The sequence below is a fragment of the Polaribacter sp. SA4-10 genome (genome assembly GCF_002163835.1).
GTDB lineage: Bacteria > Bacteroidota > Bacteroidia > Flavobacteriales > Flavobacteriaceae > Polaribacter.
Map to the genome: position 1 here is coordinate 2,968,924 of NZ_CP019331.1, position 13,097 is coordinate 2,982,020.

The 13,097-nt window shown below is 29.5% G+C and carries 13 protein-coding genes; 3 read left to right on the top strand and 10 right to left on the bottom strand.

The features are described 5' to 3' along the window. The 3 genes from BTO04_RS12965 to BTO04_RS12975 are packed head-to-tail and all read left to right on the top strand — an operon-like array spanning nucleotide 1 to nucleotide 2,115. Nucleotides 1–438 (top strand): TPM domain-containing protein, encoded by a 438-nt coding sequence (locus tag BTO04_RS12965; protein WP_087564901.1) that lies wholly within the window; start codon nucleotides 1–3, stop codon nucleotides 436–438. Further along, the gene (locus BTO04_RS12970; RefSeq protein ID WP_087564902.1) at nucleotides 435–1,259 is read left to right on the top strand and encodes a YgcG family protein; all 825 of its coding nucleotides are present in this window, start codon (nucleotides 435–437) and stop codon (nucleotides 1,257–1,259) included. Before BTO04_RS12965 ends, BTO04_RS12970 begins: the two co-directional genes overlap by 4 nt. A gap of 10 nt (nucleotides 1,260–1,269) precedes the next feature. Then, a complete protein-coding gene (locus BTO04_RS12975; RefSeq protein WP_157662468.1) occupies nucleotides 1,270–2,115 on the top strand; it encodes an SdiA-regulated domain-containing protein in 846 nt (281 codons plus the stop codon). Here the strand turns inward: BTO04_RS12975 and BTO04_RS12980 are convergent. From BTO04_RS12980 to BTO04_RS13030, 10 genes are all read right to left on the bottom strand, one after another. Then, nucleotides 2,108–2,494 carry a DUF423 domain-containing protein gene (locus tag BTO04_RS12980; protein WP_087564903.1) on the bottom strand — a complete coding sequence of 129 codons (387 nt, stop codon included), beginning with the start codon at nucleotides 2,492–2,494 and terminating at the stop codon, nucleotides 2,108–2,110. The genes BTO04_RS12975 and BTO04_RS12980 overlap by 8 nt on opposite strands. A gap of 10 nt (nucleotides 2,495–2,504) precedes the next feature. Beyond that, the gene (locus BTO04_RS12985; RefSeq protein ID WP_087564904.1) at nucleotides 2,505–6,197 is read right to left on the bottom strand and encodes a metallophosphoesterase; all 3,693 of its coding nucleotides are present in this window, start codon (nucleotides 6,195–6,197) and stop codon (nucleotides 2,505–2,507) included. A gap of 203 nt (nucleotides 6,198–6,400) precedes the next feature. After that, complete coding sequence (locus BTO04_RS12995; protein WP_087564906.1) at nucleotides 6,401–6,985, bottom strand: nucleotidyltransferase family protein; 585 nt, start codon at nucleotides 6,983–6,985, stop codon at nucleotides 6,401–6,403. A gap of 2 nt (nucleotides 6,986–6,987) precedes the next feature. Beyond that, nucleotides 6,988–8,007, bottom strand: a complete 1,020-nt coding sequence (locus BTO04_RS13000; protein WP_087564907.1) for an XdhC family protein — start codon at nucleotides 8,005–8,007, stop codon at nucleotides 6,988–6,990. Nucleotides 8,008–8,051: 44 nt separating this feature from the next. Beyond that, entirely contained in the window at nucleotides 8,052–8,324 is a 273-nt protein-coding gene (locus tag BTO04_RS13005; protein WP_087564908.1) for a hypothetical protein, read from the bottom strand. Nucleotides 8,325–8,339: 15 nt separating this feature from the next. Then, entirely contained in the window at nucleotides 8,340–8,858 is a 519-nt protein-coding gene (locus tag BTO04_RS13010) for a peptide-methionine (S)-S-oxide reductase (protein WP_087564909.1), read from the bottom strand. After that, nucleotides 8,849–9,793 carry an aldo/keto reductase gene (locus BTO04_RS13015; protein WP_087564910.1) on the bottom strand — a complete coding sequence of 315 codons (945 nt, stop codon included), beginning with the start codon at nucleotides 9,791–9,793 and terminating at the stop codon, nucleotides 8,849–8,851. The genes BTO04_RS13010 and BTO04_RS13015 overlap by 10 nt, the downstream gene beginning before the upstream one ends. A gap of 14 nt (nucleotides 9,794–9,807) precedes the next feature. Then, nucleotides 9,808–11,364 carry a YdiU family protein gene (locus BTO04_RS13020; protein WP_087564911.1) on the bottom strand — a complete coding sequence of 519 codons (1,557 nt, stop codon included), beginning with the start codon at nucleotides 11,362–11,364 and terminating at the stop codon, nucleotides 9,808–9,810. 32 nt (nucleotides 11,365–11,396) lie between these two features. Next, nucleotides 11,397–11,645: a glutaredoxin domain-containing protein gene (locus BTO04_RS13025; protein ID WP_087564912.1), complete on the bottom strand. Its 249-nt coding sequence runs from the start codon at nucleotides 11,643–11,645 to the stop codon at nucleotides 11,397–11,399. A 1-nt stretch (nucleotide 11,646) separates the two neighbouring features. Continuing rightward, complete coding sequence (locus BTO04_RS13030; RefSeq protein WP_087564913.1) at nucleotides 11,647–13,053, bottom strand: FAD-dependent oxidoreductase; 1,407 nt, start codon at nucleotides 13,051–13,053, stop codon at nucleotides 11,647–11,649. Nucleotides 13,054–13,097 lie beyond the last annotated feature (44 nt).

Below are 13,097 nucleotides of genomic sequence, written 5' to 3' on the forward strand. Positions count from 1 at the left end.
ATGTCTAAAGTAGAAGCGTTTCTATCTCAAGAAGAAGAACAAGAAATTATTTCTGCTATTAGAGTGGCAGAAAAAAATACTTCTGGCGAAATTCGTGTGCATATTGAGGCTACCTCAGAAAAAAACCATGATGATCGTTCGTTAGAAGTATTTCATATGCTAAAAATGAACAACACTAAAGATGAAAATGCCGTGTTGATTTATGTTGCTGTAAAAGATAAGAAATTTGTTATTTATGGTGATAAAGGCATCAACGAAGTAGTTCCGGATGACTTTTGGAATACAACTAAAGACGTTATGCAAAACCATTTTAAACTTGGTGATTTTAAGCAAGGTTTGGTAGCAGGTATTTTAAAAGCAGGAGAAGAATTACAAGAACACTTTCCTTGGCAAATAGATGATGAAGATGAACTTTCTAATGAGATATCTAAAGGATGAAAAATTTAGTTAGTAGTATTCAGTATTCAGTTGGCAGTAAGTTATTAGTTTTAGTAACTTTTTTATTTTCATTAAGTCTTTTTTCACAAGGGTTTAAAATTCCTGAGAAGCCTAAGTTTCAAACAAGTGTTTATGATTACACAGGATTATTATCAGCAAGTCAAAAAACGAGTTTAGAAAGTAAGTTAGTTCGGTACTCAGATACAACATCAACACAAATTGTAGTTGCCATAATTTCATCTACAGAAGGTGAAAATATTGCATACTTAGGTGCAAATTGGGGTGAGAAGTGGGGTATTGGTCAAGCGAAAGAAGATAATGGGGTTTTGATGTTGTTAGCAAAAGATGACAGAAAAATTACCATCCAATCAGGTAAAGGAGTTGAACATTTACTTACTGATTTTCAATCAAAAAGAATTATAGAAAGAGTGATTATTCCTGAATTTAAGCGTGGCGATTTTTATGCTGGTTTAGATAAAGGATCTGATTACATTTTTAAAACTTTAAACGGAGAATACCAAGGAACTCGCAAAGAAGCATCCGATTCTAATCCAGGATTTGTCTTTTTTGTCGTCATTATAATTATCTTTTTTATTTTAATTTCTAGAGGAAATAAAAATAATAGAGGCAAAGGAAAACGTTACAGAAAAAGGTCTCTTGCTGGAGATATTTTACAAACCATTATTTTAAGCAACGCTGGTAGAGGTGGAGGAAGCTTTGGTGGTGGCAGTTTTGGTGGCGGAGGATCTTCTGGTGGAGGATTTGGCGGTGGTTTTGGTGGTGGAAGTTTTGGTGGTGGAGGATCTTCTGGAGGTTGGTAATTATCTGTTTATGAAAAAAATTATTTATTTTTTAATCCCTATACTTTTATTTAGTTGTCAGAATTTTAGCCAATTAAAATTGATTTCAGATTTACCTAAAGATTTGAAAGAGGTTTCTGGGACTGAAACAACAACAGGTTCAGCGTTTATCTGGATGCTAAATGATGGTGGAAATAAGCCAGTGTTATATGGTGTTTCTAGAAAAGGGAAAATTAAGAAGGAAGTAAAAATTAAGGCAAAAAATCATGATTGGGAAGATTTAACTTCTGATGAAAAAGGAAATATTTACATAGGAGATTTTGGGAATAACTCAAACAAAAGAAAGAATCTGGTAATTCTGAAAGTAAATAAGAAGGAATTAAAAAAGAAGAAAGCACAAATTGAAAAAATAAAATTTGAATATTCAACTCAAAAGAATTTCCCTCCTAAAAAAAACCAATCTTTTTATGATGCTGAGGCATTTTTTTACTTTCAAAACGCGTTATATATTTTTACAAAAAGTAGAGTAAAAAATAATTTTGGTACTACTTCTCTTTATAAAATACCTTCAAAAGAAGGAAAATACAAAGCAAAATTAATTTCTGAATTTAAAAATTGTAAAGAATTAGAATGTTGGATAACCTCAGCAGATATTTCACCAGATAAAAGTAAGGTTGTGTTACTTTCTCAGAAAAATATATTGGTTTTTTCAGATTTTAAAGGAGATGATTTTTTCTCTGGTACGTTATCAGTTATTCCATTAAAACATAGTTCTCAAAAAGAAGGTGTGTGTTTTAAAAACAACAATACGTTGTATATTACAGATGAAAAATCTCATGGAGCTGGTGGTAATTTGTACGAACTTAAAATTAATTAAAAGTTACTGCAAACTTGTAAATTAATAAACCCCAGCCTAAAACTAAAAACAAACCTCCAAGTGGAGTAATTGGTCCTAGAATTTTTAGTTTTTTATCCATTGCAGAAGAAATTACCAATCCATAAATAGAAAACGAAAACAGGAATGTTCCTAAAATAAATGCATAGATAATGTATGTATCTAAAGAATTATTTAAGGGTAATTGAAACCCTATAATTAATAAAACAATGGCATGATACATTTGATATTTTACGCCAGTTTCAAAACTGTTTAATTGATCTGTTGTTAGCTTTTTCTTTAATAAATGAGCACCAAAAGCACCAAATATTACTGCTGTTAAACCATAAAAAGAAGCAAAAATTAATGCAAATTGACTCATATTTATTATTTTAAAAATCGAAACCTAAATTAAATGATAATCTTAGACCATCATCACTATTAAATAAAGCAATATTTCCTGTTGCTAGATTTGCAGCATTAAAGAAAACACCACCTCCATAAGAATAATTCCAATGTTTGTAGTTAAAAATAGGGTTGATTGTTAGATTTTGTTCTCCCCAAACTTTTCCATAATCAAAACCTGTATAAACTCCAATATTTAAAGGCAAAATACTTGTTTTAACCTGTCTTAAGTTAAGTCTAATGTCTGAGCTATGATAAAAAGAGTTTTTACCTGTAAAACGCTGATTTCGATATCCTCTTAGACCATCATTACCTCCAATGCTTGCTGCTTGATAAAATTCATAACGATTACCAAACGTAAAATGAGTTTTTAATTTGGTAGCTAAAACTAATTTCCCGCTTGATATAAGTTTATTATAAAAAGAAATAGACGGAATAAAATAGCCGAAATCATTATCATTATTAATATTTGAAGTGTACCCAACTTTTAATTTAGTTTTCATTCCTAAAGTTGTAAATGCTGGATTATCACTATTTTCAAATTGATAACTTGCTTCTGTATTAAAGAATTTTTGAGTGTCAAAAATTGGGTTGTTTGCATTGAATTTTTTATTGATATATCGTCCTAAAGAATTTTCAATTTTAATAGTTTGATAATTAACACCAATTTTAATTTCTGCTCCCAATTCTCCTTTCCAGTTGATAAATGAACCTGCAATTAATTTTTTTATTTTTACTCTATTATAAACTTCTTCTTCTAAATCTCTTGCCTCCGGATTTGGTGAGTTGTTTCCTAATCCAAAATAATTTATTGCATAATTAGGACTTGTAAATGTTGTGTTAAAACCGATGTTCCAATTGCTAAAAATATTAGCAAATTCACTTAAATAATTAATTTCATAACCATTAGTTGCAAAATAAAAAGAACTAGAAAGTGTATGCTGTGATGTAAATGGGTTTCTATTAAAACCATAAGCGGTATACACATTTGTAAACCCAATTTTAAGACCATCATCAGGATTAAAACCAATTGTTGGTTTTATCATATTTTGGTTATTTTTCAGCTTCTTATAATCATACACATTTGTCTCATAATTATCGGTTAGTTTTACTTTTCCTTTTTTAGTTGCAAAAGTATTTTTCTTTGATTTATAGTCATAGATAACAACTTTGTCACCATTATTTATAGTATAAACATCGTTGTTTTGACCACCAATAATTCTTAATTTAATTAAGTTTTTGCCTTCTCCATTTACAACAAATGTATCGTCATCATCTAAGCCATAAATCCAAATTTCTTTGGTGTTCGCGTAGTTATATATTCGTTGATGAAAGACATCACTTTTTTTACCTTTTTTTATTCTGTACCCTACAACTTTAGTTTTACCATTTTGTAATCTTTCAATTTCAAACCAATCATCCTTTTGAGTTCCTTTTATAACTTGAAATTTATTAATATGTTTAAAATAAGAATCAGAAATTTTCTGTAAATTTTTTCTTCTACCAATTAGTTTCTTTTTTATTTCTACTACAGTCTGGTCTTTTACTTCATTTGGAAAATTATTAAAAGCGTCATCTATAACTTTATCAGAGATATTTGATGTAATTATTTTAACCTGTTTGTCCCAGATAGGTTTTTTAGAATTAGTAATTAAAGACATATCTAAAGGGTATGGCTCTAAATTAAACCATTTTGGGCTTTTTAATTCTTTGCTATAAGATTTCATTAAACGTAAAGTAGGAATTATTTTGGTGGCAAAATTTAACAAAGCTCCATCACCAAAAATAGAAAATGCTTGATCCCTATCTCTTGGAATTGGTCTGTAAATAGTTTGCTTGTTTTCTTTAAATACTGCCCAACGCCATTGGTCTTCATGCCTGTCCCAATCTCCAATTAGCATATCAAATAATCGTGCTTTTATATACGCTTCTTCATCTAAAATATGATTTTCATTCTTACTCAAATTCTTTAATAAATCATCTGTACTTATTACTTCATTTGAAAAACCAAAACTCGCTTTATCTCCATGACCAGAAGCAGCACGTTCTTCAATCATATATAATTCACCTCCAAATTCATCATTAAAATCCCCTAAACTATTTTGTTTTGGAACGTAATATAAAACAGGATTTGTATGATAAACACCAATTGCATCAGCTAGTTTTCCAATTGTAAAAGGCGCATAAGGATGAGAACCTGTAAAAACGTCTGCTAATAAACTTTCTGTTTTGGTATCCTCAAATTGCCCTTCTATATATTGATCTTTAAAAGCCACCGCTTGTAAATATTGAATGGCATTTTTACGCAAAGCACGCATTACAAACTCCCTTCCCTCTTTATCTTCAAGTCTTAAAGATTTAGATTGATGTCCACCTCCTTTTCTCACAGGTTTTAACCCGCCAAACAGGGTGTCTAAATTTACAGTTGGTGCAGTAATTTCTGTGCCAAAATATTTTCTATAACGTTCTCCCCAAAAAAATCGATATTTTTTGCTTTTTGTAACTTCTTCTTTTGTGTAAATTGAAGCCTTTTTTTCTTTTAAATTCCTTTCTGTAAAAGTTGTAAATGTTTTCTTTTTATCTGCTGATAAAACTTTTGTTTCATAAACAATGCTGTCATCATTAACAGAATAAAATTGGACTTTAGAAGAACCGTCTTTATAAATATTTAATTTAGCAAAACCTTGCGCTCCATAAGTAAATTTAGCTCCTCCAGATAATTTTGTTGGAGTCGTTTTTGAACCAGAACCACTAACTATTTGAGGAAGATTGTCTTGTACGATATATTGTAAATTATGATCATGACCAGAAACAAAAATGGTTTTATCATTCTCTTGAGACAATGTTATAATACGTTTTCTAAGTTCGTTGTATTTTTTATTTTGGATATCCGTATTTGTAAGTCCAGATGTTTTTCTAATTAAATTTTTAAGAGAACCGAGTATTGGTAATGGTTTCAAATGACTTTTTAATGAGTATTTTCCTCCATGTGATCCGTATGTAAACATTGGGTGATGCAGTGCAATAATGGTAGTCTTGCCTCTAGATTTTTTAATTAACCCTTCTAATTCATCAAAAAACTTATTTCTTGTTTTAATTTCACAATTGTCATTTATTTTGGGATGATTATCCCAGTTTGTTAGATACCAATGCGTATCAACAACAATTAAGACAATATCTTTAGAAATTTTTACTCTCTCTAAAGGACAACCATTTTGAGGGAAAAAAGATTTTTTTCCCAAAGCTTTTTCTACTAATTTTTCTTCTCTTTTTAAACCATCTAATCCGTTATACCAATCGTGATTTCCTGGAATAAAAATAGACTTTCCTTTAAAGTTTTTTGCAACATCAGTTTGGGCTTCAATTCTTCTTTTTGCTAAAGGATATTTTTTAGATTTTTTCTTAGGAATTCCAGTTTCATAAACATTATCACCTAAAAAAAGGAGTGTCCCATTTTTAGGTGCATTTTTAATATGTTTTTTTAAATATTTTAATGCGGGCGAATCTTCTTTAATAGTTGAATTTCCTGCATCTCCAATCAAATAAACAGCGTGTTCTATTTCTGATGGATTTTTTTCAATATCAATATTTTGATCTTCAGAAAATTGAATTTTACTTGTAGCGCAGTTGGTTAATAAAACGAAAGAAAAAAAGTATAAAATTTTTTTATAATAATTCATTTAGCAAAAATATCTTTTTTAAATTGATTTTAGGATGGTTTCGTATTCTTTAAACCGATGTTCTCTAATAGGTCTAATGTAAGGCTCTGTATTGAAATATAGCAATAAACAAGGTAATATTTGCTTGTATTGTGCTACAAATTCAAACTTAATTAGTTCTCCATTTTTTATTCTTTGCTTTATTTTGTTATGATAAGGATACATTAATTTATATAGTTTTTGTAATCCTCTTTAGTGTCAATATCTAGTAATTTATCAGAAACAACAGCTAAAATATTTTCTAATTTAGAGTTTAATAAGTTTTTAGCTCCTTTGTCACCTTCTAAAAGTACTAATTTTTTAAAAAATATCTTCGGAAAAATAGCAGGAACGCCAATTTTATCATCATATTTTGAAGCTATGATTTTACCAGAATTACTATTAAAAGTTTCAATTAATTGATTTAAATAGGTCGAATCTACTTTTGGTTGATCTGCTAAAGTTATTAAAACTGCATCAAAATTATTTTGACTTTTTTCTATGAAATTAATTCCTGTAACAATACTTGAACTTAATCCCTTTTCATAGTTTTTATTAATAATAAACTCAATATTTTCAGTAGAAATTTCATTTTTAATTTCATCTAAATTTGCTCCTAAAACACAAAAAAGTGTAGTTGCTTTCGATTTTTTCCCAGCTTCAATTGCACGTTCTAAAAGTGTTTTTGTTCCAACTTTTAAAAGTTGTTTTGTGAAACCCATTCTAGAAGATTTACCAGCAGCTAAAATTAAAACAGCAATATTTTTCATATTTAATTATGAATTTTACCATTTAACTTTCTTAAAGAAAAAGGTTCTTTTTTTCTAATTACTGATAGAATTTCAGCAACAATAGAAATTGCAATTTCTTCAGGAGTTTGGGCTCCAATATGTAAACCTGCAGGTGTATAAATAATATCTAAAAAGTCTTCAGAAATATCAGGAACAAATTCAAAAAGCTCATTAAATAAACGTTCTCTTCTATTTGGTGCACCTAAAATTCCTATATATTTTGGTTTGTATTCAGAAAGTTTTACCACATATTTTAAATCTTGCACGTAACTATGATTCATAATTACAATTGCAGTATTTTCTTCAATATTCGTAAATTGAATTGTTTCTGCAGAGTTCCCAACAACAGAATTTGCTCCTGGAAAATTCTTGATTTTTTTACTGTCTTTTACGCAAGTAATTACATCAATTTCCCAACCTAAATTAGAAGCTACTTTACAGAGTTTAACGGCATCGTGTTCCCCGCCAATTATAATTAGCTTAAAACTGGGTTGTATTATTTGAGAAAAAAGGTTTAAATTATGCTTGTTCTGAGTACTAAAAGTTTCAGAAAACTCAAATTGCTTTTTGTTTTCAAAAGTTACAACAGAGCCAAAATTACCAAAAGCTTCATCTTCTTTTCTAAAACGACTTTCAATTTTTATAGCTTCTCTTTTTGAAGTTGCATCTGAAAAATGAGTTATAAAATCATGAGTGATACATAAAGGTTCAATTAAAACATATAAAACACCTTCACAACCTAACTTGTACCTACCATCGTATGTAATTATTTTAGGTTTGTTATCATCAAAAACACTTTTTGCCCTGTGAATAATTTCTTTTTCTACACAACCTCCACTAACAGCTCCAGTAACACTAAAATCTTCAGAAATTAGCATTCTAACTCCTGGTTTTCTGTAAGATGAACCTTCTAAATACACCACAGTTGCCAACACGTTTTTTAACCCTTTTTGTTGGTTGATAACAGCTTGATTGATGATTTCTTTAAGTTCGTGGATCATTTAATGAAATTAAAATTTTGGGCTAAAGATAAAACTTTTTTAAGCTATTTTTTATGACCTACTTTACAAGTTTCACATTCATAATTATCTTTATTTATTGTGATACCACTTATATTACTTTCTACAATTTTATTAATGAAACTGTTATACGTTTGATCGTTTCCAATCAATTTGTTTCCCCTATTCTGTTTGTAGAACTCTCCTTCCCATTCTTCTTTACCCCAACAGTTTGGGCAAATTCCAACAGGTGCTTTTTCTGAAGTGTTTCCTTCTGCTTTAGAATTAAAGTAATTTTTAATATTTTGTATAATACTCATAGTTAATTTGATTTTTTAGATAGACGTAATCAGGTGGTTTACCTTACACTTATTGACTTGATTTGAAAATTCTTTTAATAAAAAGTTTAATTTTGGATTGATATAATTTTTGCAAAATGGTTTATCGGGATTTGTTTGATAATAATTCTGAAACGCTACAGTAGATGGTTTAAATCCCTTAAATTCTAACGTTTTTGTGATGATTTTATTTTTAAAACACGATTGTAATTCTTCGGTAATTTTAATAATTTCTTTTTTTTGATGTTGCGTAAAATAATAAATAGCAGAACGATACTTACTTCTCATAGAATGATTGCTAGTACTTTTATGCGTTAATAAATGAATTTCAATCAGGATTTTTAAAGCTATTTTTTCAACATCAAAATGAACTATAACAGCTTCAGAAAAACTACTATTTTTTTCTGTTGATGAAACCCAACCTTGTTCTATTTTTTCTACACCAATTAAAGTTTGAAAAACGGCTTCTGTACACCAATGACAACCTCCGCCAAAAGCAATTTTGGTTAATTCCATTGTAATTCCTTTCGCTCTTTCCAATAAAATTCTGGTTTAATTTTAAAAGAATTTAGCAATTCAATTTCATCCTTAGAAAGTAAAAATGAGTTCATTTTTAAATTTTGTTTCAATTGTTCAGAATTACTTGCACCACTTAAAACAATGCTATTCGTAATTGTTTGCTCACAATATTTAAGCGAAATTGCATCTACACCAACGTTGTGTTTTTTTGATAAATTTTCTAAAGTTGCATACATTTTATTATAATGAGCATATTTTTCGTTTCTAAAAATTCTTCCATTTGCCAAAGCTTCTTTTATGACAATTGATTTTTTCTGATTGATTAACTCATCAGAAATCTCTTTTAAACTTTGATCTAAAAAATTATACGTTACTTGAAATAGTTCAAATACTTGTTCTCCATCAACAAAAACATCCAAAGCTTTTTTAATCACTTCAACTTGATTTGTACCTGTTGTTGTCAATCCTATTTTTAAGTTGTGTTCCTTTTTTAAAAATGCTAATTGTTCTAAAACTTGGTTGTTTTCTAAAACACCAGTTTCTAAAGTTGCAGAATGAATCTGATACACTTTTAAATAGGGTAGTAGTTGTTTAGAGAAATTCCATTGTTCATCTAATTTAGATAAACTATGTTCTTTTACTTCATGAACAGTGGCATTTGCATCAAAATTTGCCGTGTACGTATACCCCCATTTTGTGGCAACTTCTATAGATTTATCATTTTTAGTTTGTAACCATTCTACTACTAATTCTTCTGCCAATCCATAACCTGGGGCAGTATCAAAATAACGAACTCCTGAATTATAAGCGTTTTCTAAAACAGAAAAACTCTCTTTTTTGAAGTCAGATAAGCTAGAGTTATCACATTCTTCTTGACGAACATTTATGTATTGAGGCCTTCCTAAAGCAGCTGTTCCTAAACCTAATTGCATATTTATTTTGTTTTTTATGAACTACAAGATAACATAGAACAACCTACTTTATTTCTTGCCCATTCAGGTCTTTTTGCAAACCATTTTTCGTTTTCTGGTTGTTCAGAATATGGTTTTTTCAGTAGTTGAAATAACTCGTCAATTAAAGAATAGTCTCCTTTATCGGCTTCATCAATTGCTAATTGTGACATGTAATTACGTAAGACGTATTTAGGATTTACAGCATCCATTTTTTCTTTTCTTTCTTCCGATGAAACTCTTTCAATTTGAAGTCTTTCCTCATATTTTTTAAACCACAAATTCCAGTTATTTATGACTTCATCAGAAATATTCTCAAAGTCATAAAATGCTTCTTTGATCAATTCTAAACCAGAATCCTTATCAGTAAAATCACTTAATTTTCTAAAGAAAATAGTCATGTCAGTTTCTACTAACTGTAAACTATCCTCTAAATTTTGAATCAGTTTTACATCCTCTTCATCCGAAGTACATAAGCCTAATTTTGATTTCATCATCTGTAAAGATTGTACTTCAAAATCAACTTTATATTGTTCTAAAATTGCATTTAAAGGTGCTACTTCTTCAATTATTGGGTACAAAGCATTTGCAAGTTGATACAAATTCCACAAACCAATATTTGGTTGATTTCCATATCGGTAACGTTTGTGTTGTCTGTCGGTTGTGTTTGGCGTCCAACCAAAATCGAAACCTTCTAACCAACCATAAGGTCCAAAATCTATGGTTAAACCTAAAATGGACATGTTATCTGTATTCATCACTCCGTGTACAAAACCAACACGTTGCCAATGAATTATCATTTCTAAAGTACGTTCTGAAACTTCTTTAAAAAAGTGGATGTAATTTTCTTTTGATGGTTTGCCTAAATGTGAAAAATGATGTTTGATGGTATAATCAACCAACGCTTTTAAATTTTTTACATCTTTTCTGGCTGAAAAAATCTCATAATTACCAAAACGTAAAAAACTTGGTGATATTCTTGAAACAATTGCACCTTTTTCATGTGCAGGATTTCCGTCATATAGAACATCACGTAAAACAGCATCTCCAGATAAACTTAAAGACAAAGATCTTGTCGTTGGAACCCCTAAGTGAAACATTGCCTCAGCACACAAATATTCTCTTACAGAAGATCGTAAAACGGCTAAACCATCTGCAGTTCTAGAATATGGAGTTTCGCCAGCGCCTTTTAATTGCACTTTCCAGTTTTTATTTTTGTGCTCAACTTCAAATAAATTAATGGCTCTTCCATCACCTAATTGTCCTGCCCAATTGCCAAATTGATGACCTCCATAACACATTGAATAAGGTTTTGTGTTTGGATAAATGGCATTTCCTGTAACAATATTTTTAAACAATTCTGATTTTATTTCTTCTTCTGTAATTCCCAATTCTGAAGCCATTTCTTTAGAAACATGTATCACTTTAGGTGCTGTTGTTTTCTTAGGATGTACGTATGAAAAAACTGCTTCTTCAACTTGTCTTCTTGTATTGTCAAGGATTGAATCTGCTGGATTTTCTGAAGTAAAAGTATTCTTTATGTTTAATTTCATTGATCAATATTTTATTGAGATATAAAAAAAGCCTAGTGCCCATTATGGGCTTTATCAATCCATTTTTGAAGTTCTTTATCAGAAGGATTTCTTAACTTTTTATTATTAATCGTAATTGTAGGAAAATTTAGTTTTCTATTTTCATACAAGTTACGTAATTCTTCTGCATTTTCTTCATGCTGTTCTAAATCTAAAAACGCGTAATCTAAATTACGGGTCTCTAAAAATGTTTTATAATATTGAGTCTTATGGCATCTTTCTGCGCCATATAATTTAATCATATTATTTTAAGTAATTTCTAATACCATAACTTGCTAAAACACCTTCTCCTGTTGCTGCTGCAACTTGTGCAATAGCGCCTTCTCTACAATCTCCAGCTGCAAAAATACCATCGACAGAAGTTTGAGCCAAAGCTGTTGTTTGAATAAATCCTCTTTTATCAAGATTTACAATTCCTTTAAAAGATTGTGTATTTGGTATTAATCCAATAAAAATAAATACACCATCTGCTTCTAGAAAACTCTCTTCATTTGTTGTATTGTCTTTTATTTTTAAATTCTTAAATAATTCCTTTTCGTCTGCAATAAACTCAAGAGAGGTTTTATTCATATAAGTAGAAATATTATCGATTGATTTTAATTTTTCTACATAAGTTTCTGATGCAGAAAAGTTTTCAGAACGATGAACTATTTTAACACTCTTACAAAAACCGGCTAAAAAGATACCTTCTTCTAATGCGGAGTTTCCACCACCAATCACAATAATATCTTTATCTCTGTAAAAAGCTCCATCACAAGTTGCACAAAAATGTATACCAGAACCAATTAACTCTTGTTCATTTGGAATGCCTAGTTTTCTGTAAGTAGAACCTGTAGATAATACAACTGATTTTCCAAAATAGGTAGTACCTTTTGTTTCTATTGAGAATAAATTATCTTTTTTTTCAATACCAACAACTTCTTCACCAGTTTTAATAACTGAACCATAGGTTTTGGCTTGTTCTTCCATTTTTTCCATTAATTTTGGACCAGAAATAGAAGTGAAACCTGGGTAATTCTCAATCTTTTCTGTTAAGAAAGCATTTCCTCCAATGGTAGATTTTTCTAGAATTAATGTATCAAATCGATCTCTTTGAGCATAAATAGAAGTTGTTAACCCTGCTGCACCACCACCAATAATAATTGTATCAAATATTTTGAGTTCTTTTTCTATATTTATAGAAAGAAGAGCTGTTAATTTTACATTATCTGGGTTTGTATAAGGAACATTATCAATTAATACTGTTGGAATAATACGTTTTCCGTTGTTAATCTCTTCTACTTTTTGTGTTGCCCAATCGTATTTATCTACATCAATAAAATCAAAATTGATACCATTGTCTCTTAGAAAGCTTTTTGCTCTTCTACAATCTGGACACCAATCTGCACCAAATAATTGTACTTTACCAACTTCATTGATTCCTAAAACGGATGCTAATTCAATATTGTTAGGATTTGTATACGATTTTCCTTTTATCATTAAGGTAGGAATAATGCGTTTACCTTTATTAATAGCTTCTACTTTGGCTGTTGCTTCTTTGTCTAAATCAACATCAATAAAAGTAAAATCAATGTTGTTTTCTTTTAAATATGATTTTGCACGTCTACAATCTGGACACCAATCTGCGCCATATAATAAAATATCTGTCATTAATTTTTTATTTATATTATGAATAACAGATTCCAAATCATTTA